General features: G+C 55.0%; 22 protein-coding genes, 1 tRNA gene and 2 rRNA genes. 9 read left to right on the forward strand and 16 right to left on the reverse strand.

What is annotated here, in order from left to right; all coding sequences use genetic code 11:
* Positions 1-6 precede the first annotated feature (6 nt).
* Complete coding sequence (locus tag TGAM_RS10365; protein ID WP_015859647.1) at positions 7-591, reverse strand: indolepyruvate oxidoreductase subunit beta; 585 nt, start codon at positions 589-591, stop codon at positions 7-9.
* Positions 592-767: 176 nt separating this feature from the next.
* On the opposite strand from TGAM_RS10365, the gene TGAM_RS10370 reads away from it, so the two are divergent.
* Entirely contained in the window at positions 768-1,454 is a 687-nt protein-coding gene (locus TGAM_RS10370) for a class I SAM-dependent methyltransferase (RefSeq protein ID WP_015859648.1), read from the forward strand.
* Between the two features lies 1 nt (position 1,455).
* On the opposite strand, the gene lysS is transcribed toward TGAM_RS10370, so the two are convergent.
* Positions 1,456-3,033: a lysine--tRNA ligase gene (gene lysS / locus TGAM_RS10375; protein ID WP_015859649.1), complete on the reverse strand. Its 1,578-nt coding sequence runs from the start codon at positions 3,031-3,033 to the stop codon at positions 1,456-1,458.
* 126 nt (positions 3,034-3,159) lie between these two features.
* On the opposite strand from lysS, the gene TGAM_RS10380 reads away from it, so the two are divergent.
* The gene (locus TGAM_RS10380; RefSeq protein WP_048811356.1) at positions 3,160-4,038 is read left to right on the forward strand and encodes a hypothetical protein; all 879 of its coding nucleotides are present in this window, start codon (positions 3,160-3,162) and stop codon (positions 4,036-4,038) included.
* Between the two features lie 72 nt (positions 4,039-4,110).
* Positions 4,111-4,719 carry a diacylglycerol/polyprenol kinase family protein gene (locus tag TGAM_RS10385; protein WP_048811357.1) on the forward strand — a complete coding sequence of 203 codons (609 nt, stop codon included), beginning with the start codon at positions 4,111-4,113 and terminating at the stop codon, positions 4,717-4,719.
* On the opposite strand, the gene TGAM_RS10390 is transcribed toward TGAM_RS10385, so the two are convergent.
* From TGAM_RS10390 to TGAM_RS10440, 11 genes are all read right to left on the reverse strand, one after another.
* Positions 4,713-5,279, reverse strand: a complete 567-nt coding sequence (locus tag TGAM_RS10390) for a DUF366 family protein (RefSeq protein WP_015859652.1) — start codon at positions 5,277-5,279, stop codon at positions 4,713-4,715. The genes TGAM_RS10385 and TGAM_RS10390 overlap by 7 nt on opposite strands.
* A gap of 4 nt (positions 5,280-5,283) precedes the next feature.
* Positions 5,284-5,760, reverse strand: coding sequence for a magnesium-dependent phosphatase-1 (locus TGAM_RS10395; protein ID WP_015859653.1), 477 nt, complete (start codon positions 5,758-5,760; stop codon positions 5,284-5,286).
* A 120-nt stretch (positions 5,761-5,880) separates the two neighbouring features.
* A 23S ribosomal RNA gene (locus tag TGAM_RS10400) occupies positions 5,881-8,910 on the reverse strand.
* Positions 8,911-9,017: 107 nt separating this feature from the next.
* Positions 9,018-9,094 (reverse strand) — tRNA-Ala (locus TGAM_RS10405).
* A gap of 52 nt (positions 9,095-9,146) precedes the next feature.
* A 16S ribosomal RNA gene (locus tag TGAM_RS10410) occupies positions 9,147-10,635 on the reverse strand.
* The 16S and 23S rRNA genes sit together here with 1 tRNA gene alongside, the layout of an rRNA operon.
* Before the next feature lie 386 nt (positions 10,636-11,021).
* Positions 11,022-11,861 (reverse strand): ribose-phosphate diphosphokinase, encoded by an 840-nt coding sequence (locus tag TGAM_RS10415; protein ID WP_015859654.1) that lies wholly within the window; start codon positions 11,859-11,861, stop codon positions 11,022-11,024.
* A 55-nt stretch (positions 11,862-11,916) separates the two neighbouring features.
* The gene (locus tag TGAM_RS10420) at positions 11,917-12,618 is read right to left on the reverse strand and encodes a DUF1614 domain-containing protein (RefSeq protein WP_015859655.1); all 702 of its coding nucleotides are present in this window, start codon (positions 12,616-12,618) and stop codon (positions 11,917-11,919) included.
* A complete protein-coding gene (locus tag TGAM_RS10425; protein WP_015859656.1) occupies positions 12,608-12,970 on the reverse strand; it encodes an ASCH domain-containing protein in 363 nt (120 codons plus the stop codon). The genes TGAM_RS10420 and TGAM_RS10425 overlap by 11 nt, the downstream gene beginning before the upstream one ends.
* A gap of 5 nt (positions 12,971-12,975) precedes the next feature.
* A complete protein-coding gene (gene psmB, locus TGAM_RS10430; protein WP_015859657.1) occupies positions 12,976-13,578 on the reverse strand; it encodes an archaeal proteasome endopeptidase complex subunit beta in 603 nt (200 codons plus the stop codon).
* Between the two features lie 52 nt (positions 13,579-13,630).
* A complete protein-coding gene (locus TGAM_RS10435; RefSeq protein WP_015859658.1) occupies positions 13,631-14,350 on the reverse strand; it encodes an ABC transporter ATP-binding protein in 720 nt (239 codons plus the stop codon).
* Complete coding sequence (locus tag TGAM_RS10440) at positions 14,347-15,351, reverse strand: FecCD family ABC transporter permease (RefSeq protein ID WP_015859659.1); 1,005 nt, start codon at positions 15,349-15,351, stop codon at positions 14,347-14,349. The genes TGAM_RS10435 and TGAM_RS10440 overlap by 4 nt, the downstream gene beginning before the upstream one ends.
* 153 nt (positions 15,352-15,504) lie before the next feature.
* Between TGAM_RS10440 and rimI the strand changes: the two genes are divergently transcribed.
* The 4 genes from rimI to TGAM_RS10460 all read left to right on the forward strand — a co-directional run bounded on the left by rimI (position 15,505) and on the right by TGAM_RS10460 (position 17,694).
* Entirely contained in the window at positions 15,505-16,005 is a 501-nt protein-coding gene (rimI, locus tag TGAM_RS10445; protein ID WP_015859660.1) for a ribosomal protein S18-alanine N-acetyltransferase, read from the forward strand.
* The gene (gene endA / locus TGAM_RS10450) at positions 16,005-16,511 is read left to right on the forward strand and encodes a tRNA-intron lyase (RefSeq protein ID WP_015859661.1); all 507 of its coding nucleotides are present in this window, start codon (positions 16,005-16,007) and stop codon (positions 16,509-16,511) included. The genes rimI and endA overlap by 1 nt, the downstream gene beginning before the upstream one ends.
* 11 nt (positions 16,512-16,522) lie before the next feature.
* Complete coding sequence (locus TGAM_RS10455) at positions 16,523-17,044, forward strand: hypothetical protein (protein WP_048811358.1); 522 nt, start codon at positions 16,523-16,525, stop codon at positions 17,042-17,044.
* A 146-nt stretch (positions 17,045-17,190) separates the two neighbouring features.
* Positions 17,191-17,694 (forward strand): hypothetical protein, encoded by a 504-nt coding sequence (locus TGAM_RS10460; protein WP_015859663.1) that lies wholly within the window; start codon positions 17,191-17,193, stop codon positions 17,692-17,694.
* On the opposite strand, the gene TGAM_RS10465 is transcribed toward TGAM_RS10460, so the two are convergent.
* The 3 genes from TGAM_RS10465 to TGAM_RS10475 all read right to left on the reverse strand — a co-directional run bounded on the left by TGAM_RS10465 (position 17,681) and on the right by TGAM_RS10475 (position 20,390).
* Positions 17,681-18,523 (reverse strand): DUF835 domain-containing protein, encoded by an 843-nt coding sequence (locus tag TGAM_RS10465; protein ID WP_015859664.1) that lies wholly within the window; start codon positions 18,521-18,523, stop codon positions 17,681-17,683. The two genes, TGAM_RS10460 and TGAM_RS10465, sit on opposite strands and share 14 nt — an antisense overlap.
* 165 nt (positions 18,524-18,688) lie before the next feature.
* Entirely contained in the window at positions 18,689-19,876 is a 1,188-nt protein-coding gene (locus tag TGAM_RS10470; RefSeq protein ID WP_015859665.1) for a glycine C-acetyltransferase, read from the reverse strand.
* A 55-nt stretch (positions 19,877-19,931) separates the two neighbouring features.
* The gene (locus tag TGAM_RS10475) at positions 19,932-20,390 is read right to left on the reverse strand and encodes a metal-dependent hydrolase (RefSeq protein ID WP_048811361.1); all 459 of its coding nucleotides are present in this window, start codon (positions 20,388-20,390) and stop codon (positions 19,932-19,934) included.
* Positions 20,391-20,438: 48 nt separating this feature from the next.
* Here TGAM_RS10475 and TGAM_RS10480 point away from each other — a divergent pair, with 48 nt between their 5' ends.
* Both TGAM_RS10480 and TGAM_RS10485 read left to right on the forward strand, forming a co-directional pair.
* On the forward strand, positions 20,439-21,431 hold the full coding sequence (locus tag TGAM_RS10480) for a replication factor C small subunit (protein WP_048811362.1): 993 nt from the start codon (positions 20,439-20,441) through the stop codon (positions 21,429-21,431).
* A gap of 5 nt (positions 21,432-21,436) precedes the next feature.
* Complete coding sequence (locus tag TGAM_RS10485) at positions 21,437-22,951, forward strand: replication factor C large subunit (RefSeq protein WP_048811363.1); 1,515 nt, start codon at positions 21,437-21,439, stop codon at positions 22,949-22,951.
* Positions 22,952-23,040: the final 89 nt, after the last annotated feature.

The raw sequence follows: 23,040 nt of genomic DNA on the forward strand, positions 1-23,040 counted from the left end.
AGAAAATCAGGCCTTAGCAAGTTCCTCCCCACGCTCAAAGGCCCTGAAGTTCATCTCCCAGAGCTTCTCGCGGAGGGTCAGCCTTATTCCCTCAAGAAGGCTCTCGCGCTTAAGGGGTATCAGGCCCTTCCCGTAGGCGTAGCCGAGCATCAGGACGCCCAAAGTTCTGGGGTTTATCTTGTCTGCCTCGCGCTGGAAGTTCATCATGTGGACGGGGCAGATTCTCCCTATCGCCTTTTCGATTTCATCGAGCTCCGGGTAGCGCTCCTTCCCGACGAGGGTCGTCGCTGTGTGGATGGGATAGGCGTTCACTATGGCAACGCTGTTCTTTCCGAGAAAGCGCGCGTTCCTTAAAGCCTCGGCAGGCTCAAGGGCGAGCATGAGGTTGGCCTTGCCCTCTTCGATGAGGGGCGAATAGACCCCCTCACCGAAGCGGAGGTAGCTGAGCACGCTCCCGTAGCGCTGGCTCATTCCGAGGGTCTCGCCGATGCGAACGTTGTAGCCCTCGACCATGGCCGCGTTTCCGACTATCCTCGAAAGGGTAAGACCTCCCTGACCGCCGACTCCGGTAATGATGAGGTTGAACTCCATGAGCACCACCTTGGGGAGTTGGAGGGGGAGAATAAAAAGCTAAGCTCAAAAAAATTCGGCAGGACCTCTAGAAACCCAAAAATCTCCAAAGTTTTCAGCGCCAAGCTTGCACTATGCCCATCCCTTGGAGGACACCAGCGGGATACCTATTTAAGGACTCGTGAGGACTCAAAAACATGACGTTTGAAGAGTACTACTCCGCATTCAAAGCCTACAGCGACATCTATTCCGACGAGTACAGGAAGAGAATTGAGAACCTTGAACCGCTCCTGATGAAGTTCATGAAGGAAAAGGGGAAAGTCCTCGACCTCGGCTGTGGCGCTGGAGGCTTCTCGTTCCTGCTTGAGGATTTGGGCTTTACCGTCGTTGGCGTTGACAACAGCGAGTACATGCTCTCCCTCGCGAGGGGTTTTGCCAAAGAGAAGGGCTCGAAGGTGGAGTTCATCAAAGCCGACGCCAGAGAGTTGCCCTTTGAAGATAACACCTTTGACTACGTTCTCTTCATCGACAATCTCGTTCACTTCGAACCCCTCGACCTCGGAAAAGCGTTCCGCGAGATGGCAAGGGTCCTGAAGCCCGGCGGAAAGCTAATCCTCCAGTTCACCGACCTGAGGGCGCTCCTCCCGGTTCTCATGAACGGGCAGGTAATCGGCGCTGAATACTGGATTAGCAAGGTTTTGCCGGACAAGGACGAGAAAACAGTCCTGATAGAGTTCCAGAGCGAGGAGAAGTCATTCAGGGTTCGCTTCAACGTCTGGGGAAAGACGGCAGTGGAACTACTCGCGAAGCTCTACTTCCAGAAGGTCGGGGAAGAAAAGATAAACGAACACACTTACCTCCAGGTCTACCTACCGAAAAAATGAATCAGGCCTCCAGGCGGAGCCTTTTGACCACGAACTCCTTATCAAGGGAAGCTAAGAACGGGGCCAGCCTCGGCCCGCGGTCCTTTCCTATGAAGAGGTTGTAGAGCGCTTTGAACCACTCCTTGCTCGGGATTCCGCGCTTCTTGGCGACGTCGAAGATTGCGTTGTTGAGCTCATCAACGGTGAAGGCATTGGCCTCAATCCAGTCCGCCAGCTCTCTCATCGCCTCCCTGATTTCTGGCCTGAGTTCGAGCTCTGGCACCTCCTCAAGCAGGCTGAACTTGACGTTCTCAGGGGCATACTTCTCGACCCAGTTCTTGGCGAGCCTGATGCGGAGCCTTATTCTCTCAATGTCCTCTTCGCTCAGGTTCTCGGGAACGTGGCCCTGCTCCTTGAGAACCCTGATTATTCCCTCCTCGTCGAGGTGAGGCATCTGGACGAGCGTGACCAAAAACCTGAAGGGCGCCTGAGCGATAAGCCTCTCCGGAACCTTCGGCATCGACAGCTCGTAGGTTCTCTTGAGTTCCTCTTCCTCCTCGGGGTTCTTTGCATGCTCAAGGCCGAAGTAAATCCTCTCGACCTTGTCGAACTCGTCGTAGAGGTTGAGCAGGCCGAGACCGAGGTCTATCTTGAGTTCCTTGTTGGGCCTCGCCTTGGCATAGATGAAGCGGATTATTCCCGGCTCGAGAACCTCGTAGAGGTCGCTGAGGAGGATAACGTTGCCCTTTGAGCCACTCATCTTGCCCTTCTGTCCCTTGATTCCGACGAACTCGTACATGAGGGTCATCGGGGCCTTCCAGCCGAAGACCTTCTCCGAAATCTCCTTTCCTGTATCGTAGGAGCTGCCCGCGGCGAGATGGTCTTTGCCGGCAGGCTCGAAGTCTACCCTGAAGTGCGCCCAGCGCATCGGCCAGTCGACACGCCAGCGGAGCTTAACGTTGCCCTCCCTTATGTCGGTCTCGCCTTCGCTCCCGCAGTGCTCACAGCGGTATTTAACCTTCCACCCGCCGTCCCACGAGACGAACTTCGCCTCTTTTCTGCACTTCGGACAGTAGATCATGACCGGCTGCCAGTCGTCCTCGAGGGGCGGTTGCTTGGCCCTCTCACGGTACTTGTCGAGAACGGCCTTAATATCGTCGCGCTTTTCGAGGGCGAGCCTTATCTCGTTGGCATACTCGCCGGACTTGTACAGCTCGCTCGCGTAGAGGAAGTCGGCCTCGATTCCGAGCCTTTTCACTTCCTCCTCGAACTTCTCTATAAAGTGCTCCGCGTAGCTGTCGTGACAGCCCCAGGGGTCGGGAACCTCGCGGACGGGCTTCGTGAGGTGCTCCCTCCACTCCTGCGGGACGTTCTTGGGCACCTTTCTAAAGCGGTCGTAGTCGTCCCACATGTGGATGTGCCTGACCTTCTTTCCCCTGTCCCTCAGGGCGTGGCCCACTATGTAGGCCGTGAAGAACTCCCTGAAGTTGCCTATGTGAACGTAACCGCTCGGGGTTATTCCGCTCTCGACCACGTACTCCTCCTTGTCGCCCCTTTCGCGGATTATCTTTTCGGCCATGTAGTCAGCCCAGTGAACCATTCTCACCACCGCGCTTAGCTCCTCGAAAGGGCTTTTAAGGTTAGCCTCCAGTTGAACAACTTTTCGAGAGAAACATTTATAAGTGCAAAAAGTAAAAACTACCGAACAATGTAAAAGGTGAACGCTATGGAGTTTGAACTGAGGAGAATGAACGTATTCTTCCCGGCGTCGCTGGAAATTCAGGAGGAGCTGTTGAAGGCGGGCTTTAAGGTGCCTTACGACAAGGAAACAGGGAGGAAAACTCCCGTTCCTGTGGTTTCAAGCTCGATGGAAGGGCGAAAGCTGAGGCGCGGTAGACTGTTGAAGGCCAAAGATGTTGAAATGAAAGATAAGTTCGCGGTGATTCCCGAGGAGAGGGTCCTCATCGAGTTCGAGGTTACAGAGAAGGACTTCCTGATGATAAGACCGAAGCCCCTGGAGTACCACCTCGAGGAGCTCGGGTTCCTATCAGTCCCACCAAGGATTTGGGGAACGTGGGCGAGCTTCTCACTGCCCTTCTCAGCCTACGATGCGCTCCTTTCAGAGCTGGAGGAGTTTAAAGGAGAGAACAAAGGATTCTACACGGCCTCAAAGGGTTCGAGGGGAAGGATTGAGGTCTACGCCTACAAGGGGAGAACGAGGAAGGACCTCGGGATTCCCCTTTTCGGCTACTCGCTGGGACTTCACGGCTTAACCCTGACGGAGGAGTACCTCATGGAGAAGGCGGAAGAAAACGGCGTCCCCGAGGAGAGACTCCGCTACCTCAAGCTCGGCTTGAGGAAGAGGAAGGAAACTAAGGCCGGCCTTAAGGTCGGAATCGTCTGGGAGAACGGAACGCCCGTTGAGGTCACCCTCAAGCTCTCGACGACTGAACCGAGGGTCAGAATTCGGGGCCTCTACGGCGAGCTGGTTGGAAAGTCGAGGGGAGAACTGACGAGAACGGACGACTGGTACATCGTGGTTCATGCGGGAGATTTTATCAGCGCACTCCAGAGTGTGAGGGGAGTGTTCGGTGGAAACGTCTAACGTCGAAGATCCTTTTAGCTTTCACCGAAAGATTTTTACTTGTTCATTCTTTATTCACCCTCGGTGAAATCCATGCTGGAATGGTTCCCGTATACCTGTCTCGCCGCTGGCTTCATAATCATAGCCATAGCAGTAACCAGAAAGCTCGGACCTGAATGGGCGTGGATAAACAGGAAGATAATTCACTTCAGCATCGTTCCGGCGATTTTGATGTTCTACTACGGAAAAATCCCAGTTGAAGTTTTTGGCGTTTCCGCCTTTATCTTCGGCGTCGTTCAGCTTTGGCCCCACCTCAAGAGACATGAGCTGTCTTGGTACCAGATAAAGCACAACTACGGCGAGGTGTTCTTTTCATTCTCGGCCTCGGCAGTCGTTCTGTTGTTTCCCAGAGAGTACGCAACGGCCCTGCTGTTGGCTATGGCGATCAGCGACGGCGTTACTGGAGTTGTAAGGCACTACTACTTCAAGAAAAACGGGTTCAACGTGAAGCTCAAGAAGCACTGGACAGGGAGCTTGGCCTACCTGATAACGGCCATAGCGATAGGGCTTTACCTCCTTGAGGGGGGTGTTGTTGGAAAACTGGCGTGGGCGACAACACTAATGCTAGCGGAGTACCAGCCCTGGGTGGACGACAACTTGGCCGTTCCGCTGGTGGGAAGCCTGCTGTTCCTCCTCTACTGAGCCCACCTGACCTTCAGGCTGTCCTTTTTCACCTTTTTGAACTCCTCAACGAGGGCCCTTCCGGTTCTTTCCATGAACTCCTCAACCTCGGTGATTCTGAGCTCTTTCAGTCCGATTGCCTCCACTCCCTCGGGAATGCCCTTGGCCTCGACGTTTATCCCGATGTGGATTTTGACGCTCACTGGGGAAACCGTTGCTATCGAGATGCTGAGCTTTCTCCCGTTCACGTAGATGTCGTCTCCCTTTCTAACGGTCTTCACTCCGTACTCGCCGAGAACCTCGCAGAGCCTCGCTATGAAGAGCTTTTGCAGAGTTGAGGCGAAGAGCGTGTTGACCAAGTCGAAGACCTCGATTATGTAGTGCACCATGTCGTCGCTCCTGATTTCCTTGCTCGCGCGGAGGTCCTCTATGTCAATCATTTCCTCGACCTTGACGTCGCACTTTCCGCGGAAGACGACGAGCGAGTTTCCAAGGATTCCGAAGTTCCTGTAGGCCCAGTGGCTCCCTATCGCGGAGCCGTCGTAGTCTATGCGCCTATCCTTCACGATGAGCAACTCCATGCTATCACCCCAGCTTTTGGAGTAGTTGTCTAAGCTCCTCAAAACTCTTTACATCTACCCACATGTGGATGAAGTCAACGCCAGGAACGGCCATTTTGACACCATCGATGTGAATGGCCCTGTCGTCAATGTAGATGATGTCGTCGATATCATAGCCGATTGAACGAAGCTCTTCAATGGTTCTCCGAATCATGTCACCCTTGTCAGGATGGCCCTCAATTTTCGGGAAGACAAAGTAGTCCCATAGACCAAAGCCCTCGAGAATCGGCCTTACCCTCTCCTCGATGTTCCAGCTCGCAATGCTTAGAACAAACCTTTCGCTTGCCCATTCGAGGAACTCGCGGACGCCAAGGAAGAGGCAGAGCTCTTGGCCAAGGGAGTCTGTTAAACAATCACCGCTGAACTCGTAAGGCGGAACTAAGGCAGAAGAGTCCTCATGGTCCCAGAGGGTGCCGTCCAAATCGAGAACGAGCAGTCTCATGAAACTCACCAGGAAAATGTATCACGGAGAATTTTAATTTTTGCGGGTTGAAACTTGCAGAAGAGTTAAGTTAAGTCATGATGAGGGCCGTGCATAGGCGAGCTGGTCTCTCAGACGCCCCGCCCGGGGCACTCGGGCTGTTGGGAGCGGCAGGCTGAACGGGTCGGTTTCCCTTCCCGCTTACACCCCCGCCCCATCAAACGGGTCTTCTTCCCGAGCCCTCGTCCTGGGCAACGGACCGGTCGCCCAGGCCCAAACGCCCAGGAATGGCCGCCTATTTTCGGGGACCGCTTCGGCCTTAGATGCTTTCAGGCCTTATCGGACGCGGCGTAGCTGCCCGGCTATGCCCTGTAGGACAACCGGTAGACCAGAGGCCGCGGCTCCCTGTTCCTCTCGTACTGGGGGAGCCTTCCCCTCAGGCGGCCAGCACCCCCGGTAGATAGCATCCGACCTGTCTCACGACGGTCTAAACCCAGCTCACGTTCCCCTTTAATGGGTGAACACCCCCACCCTTGGCCCCTGCTGCAGGGCCAGGATGGGAAGAGCCGACAGCGAGGTAGCAAGCCTCGGGGTCGATATGGGCTCTCGCCCGAGACGACTCTGTTATCCCCAGGGTAGCTTTTCTGTCATCCCTGGCCCCCACCGGGGAGGCACAGGGGTTCGCTAGGCCACGCTTTCGCGGCTGGACCCGCCTCTGTTACGGGTCCAGTCAGGCCGGCTTTTGCCCTTGCACTCTACGGCGGATTCCTGACCCGCCTGAGCCGACCTTAGGGCACCCTCGATACCTTTTCGAGGGTGTGCCGCCCCAGCCAAACTGCCCACCTACCGCTGTCCCCCCTTCCGGGGGTTAGCCGTACGGCAGAGGGTGGGCGGTGTCTCATGGACGGCTCCACCCGCCCCGGAGGGCGGGCTTCGACGCCTCCCGCCTACGCTGCGCACCCCCCGCCGTACGGCAACGGCAGGCTGCAGTAAAGCTCCATGGGGTCTTCGCTTCCCACCGGGGGTCCCAGGCATATGCGCCTGGCAGAGGTTTCGCCGGGCCCCAGCCGGGGACAGTGGGGACCTCGTTACGCCATTCATGCAGGTCGGCATTTAACCGACAAGGAATTTCGCTACCTTAAGAGGGTTATAGTTACCCCCGCCGTTTACCGGTGCTTCACCCGGTTGTACCCGGGCTTCACATACCGGCACTGGGCAGGCGTCGGCCCCAGTACAAACCCTTTCGGGCTAGCTGGGACCTGTGTTTTTACTAAACAGTCGGGCCCCCCTAGTCACTGCGACCTGCGGGTTACGCACCCGCAGGCACCCCTTCTCCCGAAGTTACGGGGCCAATTTGCCGAGTTCCCTCGGCTGGGTTTCCCCCGACACGCCTTAGGCTTCTCACCCAGGGGCACCTGTGTCGGTTCTCGGTACGGTCGCGGTGGATCGTTCCCGAGGGGCTTTTCACGGGCCCCAGGGATCGGCGGAACCCCCCTTACGGGAGGCCATTCGCGCTTTCATCCGGTTCTCGCCATTACGGCACTCCCCGGACTTATACGCTTAGCCGGCCTTGTGGGCCGGTCCGCCTACCCCGAGGCGTCACCCCTCGGGCTTGCGTTGCCGCGCCTACCACCGCGGTACGGGAATATAAACCCGTTTCCCTTTCCCCGACGCCGAGTTACGGGTCGGGTTAGGACCGACTAACCCACGGCTGACGAACATTGCCGTGGAACCCTGGCCCCTACGGCGGCCGGGATTCTCACCCGGCTATGCTGCTACTCCCGGCAGGATCCGCAATACCGACGGGTCCACCGGACCTTACGGCCCGGCTTCCACCCCATCGGCACGCCCGCCTACCCGATCACGGACCAATCGGTCCGTGCGCCGGGGTCTCGGCGGCCGGCTTAAGCCCCGTCCATTTTCGGGGCCCCTGACCTCGACGGGTGAGCTGTTACGCACTCTTTAAAGGATGGCTGCTTCTAAGCCTACCTCCCCGCTGTCTAAGGCCAGGGACACCCTTTGGAGTAACACTTAGCCGGCACTTTGGGGCCTTAACCCCGGTCTGGGTTGTTCCCCTCTCGGGTGACGGCTTACACCGCCCCCCTACTCCGGCCATCTACGGCGGCGGTGGGTTCGGAGTTTGACAGGGGGCCGGGGGATTTCTCCCCCTAAACCCCCAATCAGTGCTCTACCCCACCGCCTACCTCCGGCCGGGCTATCCTGGGGGATAATTCGGCGGGAACCAGCTATCGCCGGCCTCGATTGGCCTTTCACCCCTAGCCCGGGGTCACGGGAGCGAATTGCACGTCAGCACCCCTATCGGGCCTCCATCCCTCTGTTGAGGGACTTCACCCTGCCCCGGGCTAGATCGACCGGCTTCGGGTCTCACCCGAGCGACTCCGGGCGCTTTCACACCCCGTCCCTCGCCCTTACGGGCTGCGGACCTGTCGGTTTCCCTGCGGCTTCGGGGCTGACCCCCTTAACCTCGCCGCTCGGGTGAACTCCCTGCCCCGTGATCCAAGACGGACGGTGCAACCCCGGTCACCTCCCCTCGTACTCCCCTGTCGCCAGGGTTTCCTTCGGGGAGGGTCAACCCTTTCGGGCCGCACCCTCCTATCGCCGCCTGGTTTCAGGCTCTTTTCACCCCCCGCCAGGGGTGCTTTTCAGCTTTCCCTCACGGTACTAGTTCGCTATCGGTCTCGGGACGTATTTAGGGTTGGGAGCCGATGCCTCCCAGCTTCCCGCCGGATATCCGACCGACGGTACTCAGGGACACCCCAGGAGCTCGGGGGCTTACGCCTACGGGGCTTTCACCCTCTACGGCGCCGCGTTCCAGCGGACTTCGGCTTCGCCCCCAGGGCTCCTTCGGGGGCCCTACAACACCACATCCCCCGAACCTTTCGGCCCGGGGTTCAGTTTGCCCTGTGCCGCTTTCGGTCGCCCCTACTCACGGCATCGCTTTTGCTTTCTTTTCCTGCGGGTACTAAGATGTTTCAATTCCCCGCGTTCCCCCTCCCGACTGGGAGTGCGGCAAAAGCCGCGGGAGGTCCCATTCGGGCATCCCCGGTTCGACGGCTGCCTGCGCCTCGCCGGGGCTTATCGCAGCTTGCCACGCCCTTCGTCGGCGCCCCGAGCCGAGCCATCCACCAGGCGGCTTAGTTGCCACCGGGCGGGGCGTTTTCTGGACCAGCTCGCCTATGCACGGCCCTCATCGTGACCCCTGTTCGGAGTCTCAGGCCCTTCCACCCCGAGCTGGGCTCGGGATGTGCACCTCTTCGTGGTGGACCGGCCGGGATTCGAACCCGGGGCCTCCGGCTTGCAAAGCCGGCGCTCTCCCAGGCTGAGCTACCGGCCCACTGAAGGCAGGCCCGACATCCCTTAAACCCCCCGGACGGGTTTCCGGCGATAGGAGGTGATCGAGCCGTAGGTTCCCCTACGGCTACCTTGTTACGACTTCTCCCCCCTCACGGAGCCCAGGCTCGACCCGGCCTCCCCGAAGGGAGACCAGGCCTCACCCGGACCCCGCTCGGGTGGAGTGACGGGCGGTGTGTGCAAGGAGCAGGGACGTATTCGCCGCGCGATGATGACACGCGGGTACTAGGGATTCCAGCTTCACGCGGGCGAGTTGCAGCCCGCGATCCGAACTGAGGGCGGGTTTAGGGGATTCCCTTCCCCTTTCGGGGTCGGATCCCATTGTCCCGCCCATTGTAGCGCGCGTGTAGCCCGGGGGTTTCGGGGCATACTGACCTACCGTCGCCCGCTCCTTCCTCCGGCTTATCGCCGGCGGTCCCCCCAGAGTGCCTCCTCCCCAGCGGGGAGGACTGGCAACTGGGGGCGCGGGTCTCGCTCGTTACCACACTTAAGTGGACGCCTCACGGTACGAGCTGACGGCGGCCATGCACCTCCTCTCGGCGCGTCCGGCAAGACCTTCAGCCTGGCCTTCATCCTGCCGTCGCCCCCGGTGAGGTTCCCGGCGTTGAATCCAATTAAACCGCACGCTCCACCCCTTGTAGTGCTCCCCCGCCAATTCCTTTAAGTTTCAGCCTTGCGGCCGTACTCCCCAGGCGGCGGGCTTAACGGCTTCCCTTCGGCACCGGGCGAGCTCGAAGCTCGCCCGACACCTAGCCCGCATCCTTTACAGCCAGGACTACCCGGGTATCTAATCCGGTTCGCTCCCCTGGCCTTCGTCCCTCACCGTCGGACCCGTTCCAGCCGGGCGCCTTCGCCACTGGCGGTCCCCCTGGGATTACAGGATTTCACCCCTACCCCAGGGGTACCCCCGGCCTCTCCCGGTCCCAAGGCCCGCAGTATCCCCAGCAAGCCCCACGGTTGAGCCGTGGGATTTCGCCAGGGACTTACGGGCCCGGCTACGGACGCTTTAGGCCCAATAATAGCGGCCACCACTTGGGCCGCCGGTATTACCGCGGCGGCTGCCACCGGCCTTGCCCAGCCCTTATTCCCGGAGCTTTTTACACTCCGGAAAAGCCGTGGCTGTGCCACGGCACTGGGGGTCCCCCCGTCGCGGTTGCCCGCATTGCGGAGGTTTCGCGCCTGCTGCGCCCCGTAGGGCCTGGACCCGTGTCTCAGTGTCCATCTCCGGGCTCCCACTCTCATGGCCCGTACCGATCTTCGGCTTGGTGGGCCGTTACCCCACCAACTACCTAATCGGCCGCCGGCCCATCCTCGGGCGGGCAGATGCCCCTTTCGGCCTGAGGACCTTCCAGTACCTCAGGCCTATGGGGGATTAGCCCCAGTTTCCCGGGGTTATCCCCCTCCCGAGGGTAGGTTACCGACGTGTTACTGAGCCGTCCGCCGGTGCGCGCAGAGCGCGCCCCATGACTCGCATGGCTTAGTCGGACCCCCATAGCAGTGGCCTCCGGCAGGATCAACCGGAATTGAGCAAGGAGTACGGCCGGTGGGACTTCCCTCTGCGGGGAAGTACCAAAATTCCCGTCCGGGGTTTGGTCGGGATGTCGGGCCTGCCTTACCCCCGAGGGGTCCGCCTTTCGGCGTTTCCTCGGGAGCGCACCTTTTTGTGACCCGGGCTGGAGGGCGGGGTTCATCTTTGGGTGCTTTGCACCCGTTCCCCCCGACGCCGCCGTCTTGGCGCCCGGGTGTTTCGCCCCCTCTTCGGGGGCTCCACCCAATAGGGTGGAACTCCACCGATACAAAATTTTTGCAAAAGCCTCGAGCGCGGATATTTTTGAAAAAGAATCCGTCAAAAAGGAGAACAAAAATGGACAAATTTGAACATAAAAATGTCAAAATTTTTGCAACCTGCCTCAGAGACGAAGTATCTCGGGAACAATGCTTATCTTCGAAACGGGAGTAGGTATTGTATTAGTAACCGCGAGCTCATCGACTGCTTTACTCACCCTTTCGACAGCCCCCTCAGCAAAGACCCCATGGGTAACACCGACGAAGATCTTCTCCGCGCCAAGCTTCCTGAGTATGCGGGCAGCCTTTACCATGGTTCCCCCGGTACTTATTATGTCATCGACTATGAGTACGTTCTTGCCCCTGACGTCTATATCTACTGGTCTAATCTCAACCTCGGTTGGGGAGATGCGCCTTTTCTCAAAGTGGCTGTACTCGAGGCCAAGCTCCATTGCAACGGCCCGAGCCCTCCCAAGAGCACCCCTGTCCGGAGCCAAAACTATTCCTTCACCGAGCTTCTCGCGGAAGTAGTCAGCTATGATCCGTGCGGGGGAGACGTTTATCCCCTTGCCCGGAAAGTACTTTATCGTTTCCGGATTATGGAGATCAAAGATGTAAAGTTCATCGTAGTAGAGGCCGAGGGCCCTCATCACTGCCCTAACGCTTATAGGCTCGCCTTCCTTCGTAACTCGATCCTGCCTGCTGTAAGCAAAGTACGGAACCACCGCGCGGAGCTTTTCAAAGCCTTTCTCCCTGAGCGCATCCCCAATGAGGAGTAGCTCAAGGATTTTCTCATCTTGGGGAGCGAATGTCGAGCTGATGACGGTAGCCTCTCTCCCGAAACCGAGGACTCGGACGTACTTCTCCCCGTCGGGGAATTTCCTGAGCTCGATCTCAATGACCTCTCCGCCGAGTTCCCTGAGCTCGTCTTCGAGGTGTTTCCCACCGCTCCCGATAACGAACATGAGCGCCACCTCCTTTGACGGTTTTCTGTCGAAGCGGAGCCTTATAAACCCACCGTTATACCAGAAGAACGGCAATTATCCCCGCGAGGAAGATTCCGTCGAAGGTTCCTGCTCCACCGATGCTGACCATGGGAGCCCCGAGATATTTGAGCTTGCCCCAGTTCATCAGATCGGCTCCAATGAGAACCCCCAAGGTACCGCTGGCGTAGGCTATTATGGGCTTGTGGTCACCTCCAAAGAGAAGGGCCAGGATAACGGCTATGATCGGGGGCACAAAGCTCGGTATGGCTACGCCCACACCCCGGACAGGCTTGGAAACGGCGTAACTGAAGAGCGACGCTATACCCACAGCTATCCCCATGTTGATGAGCACATCCACCCTTCCAATGGAGGCCAATCTCAAAACCTCGTAGAGGACGATACTAAGGGGAACCAGCGCACCCCCGACGTTAATAGCGATTATCATCTTCTGCTCTTCAAGATCAAAGTATGGGACAGGATAAGGAATTCCAAAGAACCTAACCTCCCTCACTTTCACGACGGGGACGTATGTTCTTTCCTCCGCCACTGGAATGTTAACGAAACTCCCAAATAGCGACGCAAGGAAAAGGGTGTAGGCAACGGCCGGAGGTATGCCGAGTTTCTGAAAAGCAGCTGTAACTATGCCCGAGAATATCGTAAAGAAAACAACGAACATGAGAAAAAGCAGGAAAAAGAAGGGAAGGCCTATTGGGGGTAAGAGATACCTATACCTCATCCTCCTCCCCCAACTCAACGTTGGCCCAGACCTGAACGCCCCTTTTGAGCTTCACTTCTAAGGGTCTTTCGAACTTCGTTGCGTTTTTGAAGACCCAAGCGTAGAGAGGCTTTCCGTTGGAGTACTCCTTTAGAAACTCCAGGCTCGCGTGATGTTTGTCCCCATGTTCTGCGAGCTCCTCCGGAGTGAAGGGGCCGAGGACATCAACTAGCTCTGCCTTCCCTATCGCCTTTCCGTTGCTTATTATGAGTACCTCACCCCTTATGCGGGTCCGGGACTTCCTTATCTCCCAGACCTTTTTACCCTCAACTATCCATCCAGCGTAGGGCTGCCGTATTATAAGCCCCCTCAAGGTCATCACTCCTTGAACTCAACGAACTCCTCCTTCATGCCGTCCTTGGTGATAACAACCACCTGGACTTTTCTCTCACCGGTGTACACATCCCTTTTACCGGCAGTTTTGACGGCCCTCACAGCCAGCTCTTTGGCCTCCTCTATGCTCATGTCCTCACGGTAGCCGTCCTCTATTATCGCAATGGCGAATGGACTGCCCGAGCCTGTGGCAGTGTACTTCTCAAACACAAGCCCACCAAGCGCGTCAACGCTCGCCAGTTCCGGTTTATCCACGTAGCCACCTATGATGATCTGCACCATGTAAGGGAACCACTTGTTCTCGTTGAGTATGTTGCTCAGCAGGTTCGCCATAGCCCTCGTTGTCATAGGTCTCCCCCAAGTGAACTGATAATACCTCGCCTGAGCCTCGAGCATTCTCGCCAGAGCCTGGACATCACCAACGCTCCCAGCCGTCGTTATCGCTATCCTGTCCGTGATTGGGAGTATTTTCCTGATGTTGAGGGTTTCAACCATGTTGCCGAGTGAGGCCTGTGTATCGGCCGCAAGTACAACACCTTCCTTGACCTTTATACCAACGGTGGTTGTCCCGGTTTTCTTTTCCTCCACTATAATCACCCCCAGAACTAACTTCTCGCCATGAATTTAAAGGTTTGGTAGCTCACAGAGAGGACAACACAGCTGTTCCAAAACGGCCCCGAACAAATTCAACTTTAACCCCGTAGACTTCCTCAAGAATTTTGGGCGAAAGGGCTCCGACGCTACCCTCCCAGACTTTCTCACCGCCCTTAAGAATCAGAAGCTCGTTGGCATACCTGAGAGCTAGGTTGAGATCGTGAAGAACCGCGATCACAACTTTCTCCTCCCTGAGTTCCCTTAAGAGCTCCATTATCCTGAGGGCGTGGTTTACGTCAAGATGGCTCGTCGGCTCGTCTAAGAGTATGACCCTTCCCCCCTGAGCCAGTGCCCTGGCCAGTAGTACAAGCTGGTATTCTCCCCCTGAAAGTGAAAGCACGGAGTCCTTTCTCCTGTCCCAGAGACCCACCTTCCTGAGGGCATTTCTAACACTGCCTTCCGTAAAGTACGTGCCCATTTCCACGAACTCCTCGATGGTGAAGTTGAACTCCGGAACCGATGCCTGAGGCACGTAGGAGACAAACCTAGCCCGCTCCCTCGGGTTCATGTGGAGCAGATCAACACCATCGAGTTCAACCTTACCATCAGGCCTTAGGATTCCAGCGATGCACTTGAGTAGCGTGCTCTTACCGGCCCCGTTGGGTCCTATTATGGCGAGCAAACTACCCCTGCGGGCTTCAAAGGAGACTCCCTTGAGGACCTTCCTCTTCCCGTACGAGAAGGAAACGTTCACCCGGAGGATCATGTAAGGGCCTCCCCCCTCTTGTGCTTTCGGAGGAGATAAAGGAAGAACGGCCCGCCCATCATCGCCGTGACAATGCCCACGGGAATCTCCGTTGGTCTGGCGATCGTTCTGGCGAGCAAGTCAGCCAATACCATCAAAATTCCACCGAGGAGGGCCGCGTTCAGTGTCAACCTTTTGTGATTGGGCCCAACGAGGATTCTGGCAATGTGGGGACCGATAAGGCCCACGAAACCTATGATCCCTGCCGATGCCACGGAAACGGCACTCATAACGGCTATTACTATCACAACAAACTTGCGGAAGGTATCAACGTCCAGCCCGAGGGCAAGACCCTCCTCTCCAAGGAGAAGAAGATTCAGCTCCTTCCATTTCCAGAGAAGAAAGCTGAGGCCAAAGAGGGAAGCGAGAAACACGTTTCTGACTTTCTCCCAGTCCGCACCGTTAAAGCTCCCCATGAGCCACATGTAGGTCAGGTGAGCCCTTGGCCCGAGGGTTAATACGAGATACGATGTTATGGCCCCAGCCATAAAGCCAAAGGCAACCCCCGAGAGTAGGAGCGTATCAACGGGTATCCTGCCGTCCACCTTGGCAACTGTGTAAACGATATAAACGGAGAGGATGGCGAAGGCAAAAGAAAGCAATGAAACGTGATCGGGGAAGTATATGAGGCCCAAAGCCGCGCCGATGCTTGCGCCCCCGCTTATTCCGATGATGTAGGGATCGGCCATTGGGTTCTTGAAGAGGGCCTGGCTTGCCACACCTGCACTCGCCAGGGAGAGGCCAACGAGATAAGCCAGCAAAACCCTAGGCAGGCGGAACTCCCAGACGATAATGAAGTACCTCGGCTTTTTCCCCGGGTGCTCACCCAGGAAGCTCGTTTTCAGCCCATAAATTATCGAGCTGGTGACATCGGAAGGACTCAGCTTGACGGAGCCAACGTAAACGCCGAGGAACAGTACGGCAATTGACAGGAGGAGTAAGGCGGGGAACCATTTCCGCATATGCTGGAGTTTTTGTCCAGCCTTTTAAAGTTGATGTATCAGCCAGGAATCCGGTCATCATCCCTGGGTCAGGTTCGAGAGTGCTCATCACGAACGGGTGCTCAACGTAGAGAGCTCCTCAATCCTTAAAAACTTTCGTGCTTAGTAATAAACATGAGCGTTTCAGTAAAGCAACTGAGCGGAAAGATTCCCCTGGCACTCGTCACGATAAGACCCGCAAGGCTTTTTGATATAAGTGAGATAATGCGGATCGAGAGGGAGTCCTTCCGCGAGGCCTACCCTAGAGGTCTCTTCCTAGTCTTCCTCGAGAACAATCCGGAGACGTTTCTCGTTGCAGAATACAACGGCAAGGTAATCGGCTACGTCATGGCCTATCTCAGGCCCGACCTTGAGGGCCACATAATGAGCATAGCCGTCGACGAACGCTACCGGGGGAACGGCATAGGCTCCGCTTTGCTAACCGAGGCGATAAACAGGCTCATCGCAAGGGGGGCAAGGTACATAGGCCTCGAAGTCCGCGTGAGCAACGAAAAGGCCATAAAGCTCTACGAGCGCTTTGGCTTCCGGAAGGTGAAGCGGATTATCGGCTACTACTCGGACGGCGAAGATGCCTACTACATGCTCCTGCCTGCTGAGGAATGGAGGGGAAGCTGATGATAGTCTTTTACCTGAGCGGGGACAGGGTCTTTTCAACCGACCAGAACGCGATAAACGGCCTTTACAACAAGCGCCACTTCGGAAAGCTGGTGGAGGGCAAGCTCTTCCTCTCGTTGCTCGAAGCCACATACCTCGTCGAGAGGGGCAAGATAGAGGTCAGGGAGGGAAAGAGAAAACTAACCGTCGAGGAGCTCATGAACCTCGGAAGAGAGAGGGACGAGCTGTTCGACGCTAAGTACCTCGTCTACAAGGATTTGCGCGACAGGGGCTACACCGTCAAGTCAGGTTTAAAGTTCGGCTCGCACTTCCGCGTTTACAGGCGCGGAATGGACGAGCACTCCCAGTGGCTCGTGTGGGTTCTCCCAGAGAACTCCCGCCTGAGCCCGAACGACATAACGGCGAGGGTTAGGGTTGCCCATGGCGTCAGGAAGAACATGATTATGGCGATAGTTGATGAGGACGCCGATGTTACCTACTACAAGGTCGAGTGGGTGAGGTTTTAGGAGGATGTCCTATGAATGAAACCCTCCTAGTTACCATATTCTTCCTTGCCGGATGGATTTCCTCCGGTGTCCCCTGGCTGATTTTAAGAGCAATGTATCATGTACTCCATCTTAAATCACCTCTTACCGCAAGAGTGCTCTTGACTTTCTTAGGGCTCTCCTTGGCAATCGCCCTAATCGAGTACTCCCCCCTAATAGTTAGCGTGTTTTATAAATCCAGCTTCCTTCTGGTTGGGTTCATAATATCCGCCGTGATCTCACTAATTTTCAGAATCGTCCTCATCCCTGTGCTTGACAATAGGTTGATGGTCAACGCTGGGATTTACGGTCTAAGCGAGGCTCCAGAGAGAAAGAAAGAGCTAATGATAGTTAGTGTTAGCGGATACTTGTTCACATGGATCATCTGGGATTATTTCGATAATACTAACAGCGTTTTTCCTCATTATTTTTGGATACTGGGCTGGAGCGATTTAAATGCCCCTTTAAGAGTTGTGATGTATTTGATCATTATATTGATCGCTGATCTTAAATAATTGATGATCATGTATTTTGGCACTAGCAATTATACCTATGCATACCTATGGATTAACTTTTTAATACATCTACTACATCCTATATTGGAAATCTCATTAGGAATAAAGAAAATAAAGATTGTAAGAAAAATAAAAACTTAAAAACGGTGATTGAGATGATAGTAGTAGATAACAACATGTTACAAGCTATTTCAACAGTACTCCTAGCCGCTTCAGTTATATATGCTGCTCTTCAAGTTCGAGAAAATAGTTATCAACGGGAACTAGCAGTTATGAAAGAAGCGTACGATTACATAAGAGAAACTAGAAAATATCGTCGTATGATCTATCAAAACAAAGAAATAATTCTTAAAACAAAAACAGTCGAAGAATTAAAAAAACTGGAGAAAGAATACCCTGATTTGTATGATGCAATCCAAGAGGTATTTAATTGCTATCACTATGTAGGATTTTTAATAAAACTTGGATTTATCACAAAAAAGAAAAAAGAATTCATTGATGAAATTCATGAACCAGTTTTAAGAATAAATGAAATTGCCGGTCATATAATTGATTTAGAAAATAAAAAAGCAGGATATAAAGGCTACAAAAAGTACTTCCTGTATCTAATTCAAGAAATTAAGCAAGAACTAGATGTCAGGACTGATTAGATAAAACTTCAAACTCCCTGGTCAAGAGCCTAAATTCCTTCTCCCCTATAGACTTGGGGTCTATCGGAACTAGAATAACAGTGTTGCTTATTACGGCATGATCCTTGATGTTCGCCAGAAACTTAAAGACAGGGATAAACCCATTTTCGGTTATTAGGTATTCCACCCCATCAAGGTATATCACCTTTTCCGCATCATTCCTTCGCATAAACTGAACTAAAAGATGGGTAAGATACTCAAGTCTTCGGGGATGAACCGTATCTTTTCCTCCAATTGGAGTCAACCAGAGAACAGGACTTTTCTCAATCCCGAGGGTATTTTTGAAGAAAACTGGAGGGGTTCTTGATATTATAACAACTGCCCTCCCCCCAATGAGTTTCTTAAGAAGTGACAAGCCGTTTTTAACACCTACTATGTAGAGTCCGGGTACCATTTTCTCGGTTCCTCCATCTCCGCTAAGCTCCACAACGGGAACGAGCTCATAGTGCACCAGCATCTCCTTGAGTAGATGAAACCACCCATAGGTCAAGAGAGCCAGTGCAACACCACAGATGATGTTACACAAGGCTTCAAGCTGGTGCACTGTAGAATTAGAGAGATTTAGCAGGTCTCCTTCCATAAGTTCAACCGGGAGAACAGTAAACTTTGCCAGAGAGAATCCAAGCCATGCCAAAATCATCCAATCGTAAGCACTTGCCAGTCTTGGATAATGTTCCCTAAACTCACGTCTGTATTTTACACTCATTATTAAGAGCGTAAACATAACAATGAGCACTACTATGGCTGTAATTACATTAAAGTAAGCTACACTTTCACTCACTGTTATCACTCCAATATGGTTAATACTTAATTAGAATATTTAAACTTTTTGAGAAAAAAGATGAAAAAACCTTCTATAAAAGATCAAAAGGATCTAATCATCGATTATCCAATTTTCAACGATCTCCAAACTCAAAAATTTGAAAAGAAACCCAAAAAAGATTGAAACAAATACTCACTTCAAGAACCCTGTCTTCTTCCCCAAATCCTCGAAGGCATCTATGACGTACTGGAGGTCCTCCTTGCTGTGGGCCGCTGACGGCTCGAGCCTTATCCTGGCCGTTCCAAGCGGGACGGTCGGATAGACGATGGCCTGCGCGAAGATGTTGTACTCGTCGTAAAGCCTCCTGCTGAACTCCTGGGCGAGCTTCTCGTCGTAGAGCATAACAGGCGTAATCGGGTGCTTGGTGTTTCCGAGGTCGTAGCCGAGGTCTCTCAGCCCGTTCTGGAGGAAGTGGGTGTTGTCCCAGAGCTTCTTGACCAGCTCGTCGCTCCTCTGGAGAATCTCAACGGCCGCTATGGCCGCCGCGACGTCAGGTGGGTTGGGAGCGCTTGAGAACAGGAACGGCCTCGCCCTCTGGCGGAGGTACTCAATGGCCTCCTCGGGACCGGCAACGTAACCGCCGATGACACCGAAGGCCTTGCTCAGCGTTCCCATCTCGAAGTCAACCCTGTCGTGGAGCTTGAAGTGGTCAACTATACCCCTTCCGCTGTCACCGAGGACACCCTCACCGTGTGCGTCGTCTATGTAGAGTATGGCATCGTACTGCTCGGCCAGCTCGGCCATTTCAGGAAGCGGGGCGAGGTCACCGTCCATTGAGAAGACACCGTCGCTGACGATGATTTTCTTCTTCTTGTCCTTGTTCTCCTCCAGCCTCTTCTTGAGGTCCTCCATGTCGATGTGCTTGTAGATGACCTTCGGCGCACCGCTGAGGCGCATTCCGTCTATTATGCTCGCGTGGTTGAGCTCCTCACTGATAAAGACTCCGTCTTCCCCTTTCTTGAGGAGGGCGCTTATTGCCCCGAGGTTCGCGTTGTAACCGCTCTGGAAGAGGATAGCGGCTTCCCTCTTCTTGAACTTGGCGAGCTTCTCCTCGAGCTCGACGTGGAGCTCCATCGTTCCCGCTATCGTTCTCACGGCTCCAGCGCCAACGCCGTAGTCGAGGATGGCCCTTATGGCCGCGTATCTAATCTCAGGATGCGCGGCAAGGCCGAGGTAGTTGTTGGAGCACATGTTGAGAACCTTCTTGCCATCAACGATGACCCACGGGCCCTGGGCACTTTCGAGCTTTCTAATGGTCACGTAGAGGCCCTTATCCTTGAGCTCCTGGAGCTCTTCCCTAATCCAGTCAAGCTTCCCCATGAGAACCACCGTTTACACATGGTCATCGAGGTATAAAAGTTTTGCACTGAACCTGTTAGTTCAGTCTAATTATTGCCGTGAAGATTGCCAAAAGGGTGAGCGCGAAGCTTCCGCCGATTTCAAGCCTGTAGTCGTGCTTTCTGTTAGGATATCTTTCGATTAGTCTGAGCTCAATCCTAAAATTTCTCGGCCCTGTGACGATGATTGACAACCCCCAGCCCCTCCTCGACAGCGGGTAAGCAACGGGCACGACGCCGGTGAAGAAGTCGAGGAAGAGATGGCTTCCCCAGCCGAGGGCGAAGAGGAGGAAGGGACCTTCGAGGTGTAGGCCGAGGAGAAGGGCCGGGAGAAAGGGCAGGAGGGAGTGGAGGTATGAGCGGTGCTCCTCAGCCAAAGCATCGAGGTCGGGGAAGACCGCGCCGAGGACGAGTGCTGTTAGTCCCGTCAGCGTCGGCTCGTTTGAGAGTGCGAGGTAAACGAGGCTCGGAATCGAGGCGTGCTCAAGCGGGTCCATGGCAAAGCCCTTAAACTCTTGGCTCTCATAAAGGTTTAGGTGGAATACATGGCCGAGGAGATTAGAGAAGTTAAGGTTCTCGAGAAGCCCTGGGTTGAAAAGTACCGCCCTCAGAGGCTCGATGACATCGTTGGTCAGGAGCACATAGTCAAGAGGCTAAAACACTACGCTAAAACCGGTTCGATGCCCCACCTGCTCTTCGCTGGACCGCCGGGCACGGGAAAGACCAGTGCGGCTCTGGCCCTTGCGAGGGAGTTATTTGGCGAAAACTGGCGTCATAACTTCTTAGAGCTGAACGCGTCGGATGAGCGCGGGATAAATGTCATCCGCGAGAAGGTCAAGGAGTTCGCAAGGACGAAGCCGATAGGCGGGGCGAGCTTCAAGATAATCTTCCTCGACGAGGCCGACGCTTTAACCCAGGACGCCCAGCAGGCCTTGAGGAGAACGATGGAGATGTTCTCCAACAACGTCCGCTTTATCCTGAGCTGCAACTACAGCAGTAAGATAATCGAGCCGATACAGTCGAGGTGTGCAATCTTCCGCTTCAGACCCCTCAACGACGAGGACATAGCGAAGCGTATAAGGTACATCGCCGAGCAGGAGGGGCTTGAGCTCACCGAGGAGGGCCTTCAGGCGATTCTCTACGTTGCCGAAGGCGACCTGAGGAGGGCCATCAACGTCCTCCAGGCGGCGGCCGCTCTGGACAAGAAGATAACCGACGAGAACGTCTTCCTCGTTGCCAGCAGAGCTCGTCCCGAAGACGTTCGCGAGATGATGACCTTAGCGTTGGAGGGCAACTTCCTGAAGGCGAGGGACAAGTTGAGGGACATACTCCTCAAGCAGGGCCTCAGCGGTGAGGACGTGCTGATTCAGATGCACAAGGAAGTCTTCAACCTGCCGATTCCGGAGGACAAGAAGGTCGCTCTGGCGGACAAGATAGGCGAGTACAACTTCCGCCTAGTTGAAGGCGCCAACGAGATGATACAGCTTGAAGCTTTACTCGCCCAGTTCACGATTATGGGTGACAAGAAGGGCAAGTGATTGCCATGACCGAGGTTCCCTGGGTTGAGAAATACCGCCCGAGGAAGCTGAGCGAGATAGTGAACCAGGAGAAGGCAATAGAGCAGGTGAGGGCCTGGGTCGAGGCCTGGCTTCACGGCAACCCCCCGAAGAAGAAGGCCCTAATTCTCGCCGGACCTCCAGGCGTCGGCAAGACGACCACAGTCTATGCTTTGGCGAACGAGTACGGCTTCGAGGTCATCGAGCTGAACGCGAGCGACGAGAGAACCTACGAAAAGATAGAGCGCTACGTTCAGGCCGCTTATACGATGGACATCCTCGGAAAGCGCAGGAAGCTAATCTTTCTCGACGAGGCGGACAACATAGAGCCGAGCGGTGCGCGAGAGATAGCGAAGCTCATAGACCGAGCCAGGAATCCCATCATAATGAGCGCCAACCACTACTGGGAGGTTCCCAAGGAGATTCGCAACAGGGCCCAGATAGTCGAGTACAAGCGGCTAACGCAGAGGGACATCATAAAGGCCCTCGTGAGGATTCTCAAGCGTGAAGGAAAGACCGTTCCGAAGGAAATACTCTATGAGATAGCCAAGCGCGCGAACGGCGATTTAAGGGCGGCGATAAACGACCTCCAGACGGTGGTTACGGGTGGTGTCGAGGACGCAAAGGAAGTTTTGGCCTACCGCGACGTCGAGAAGAGCGTCTTCCAGGCTCTGGCCCAGGTCTTCGCGACCGACAACGCCAAGAGGGCGAAAATAGCTGTCCTCGGCGTGGACATGTTCCCCGACGAGCTCCTCCTCTGGATTGACGAGAACGTGCCCTATGTCTACTACAAGCCCGAGGACATAGCGAGGGCTTACGAGGCCCTCAGCAGGGCCGACATATACCTCGGCAGGGCGAAGAGGACGGGCAACTACTCGCTCTGGAAGTACGCCACCGACATGATGACAGCTGGAGTGGCGGTTGCAGGAGTCAAGAAGAAGGGCTTCGTGAGGATTTACCCGCCGAAGACGATAAAGCTCCTCACCGAGAGCAAGACTGAGAGAACGCTCAGGGACTCGATAGTCAAGAAGGTCATGAAGGAGATGCACATGGCCAGGCTCGAGGCCCTGGAGACCCTCCATTACCTCCGCGTCATCTTCGAGAGCAACCCAGATTTGGCCGCTCATTTCACGGTCTTCCTCGACCTCAGCGAGAAGGAGGTTGAATTCCTCGCTGGAGACTCCGAAAAGGCAAAAACAATCTGGGGCAAAGCCATGAACATCGAGAAGAAGCTTAAGGAGCGGGGCAGGTTGGAGACGAGCGTTCGCGAGGGCCTCAGGAAAGCGAAGGAGAAGGAAGAAGAGGAGATGGAGTCGGAAGGGGCCGAAGAAACCGGGGAGACTGAGGAAGTCCCTCAAGGAGAACCTGAGGAAGGGGAGGAACTCAGCGAGGAAGAGCTTGAGGAGGCCGAGAGGGAGATAGAGCCCGTGGGGAAGAAGGAGAAGAAGCCCGAAAAGAAGAAGGGCAAGCAGGCGACGCTGTTTGATTTCTTGAAGAAGTGAGTTTCGCCTTTTGTATTCTTTGCAATACAAATCTTTGCAATTTTTATATTCCGAAAGATATAAAATCTCAAGTATTCTATACTCCTTTG

Source organism: Thermococcus gammatolerans EJ3, from assembly GCF_000022365.1.
Classification (GTDB): Archaea; Methanobacteriota_B; Thermococci; order Thermococcales; family Thermococcaceae; genus Thermococcus; species Thermococcus gammatolerans.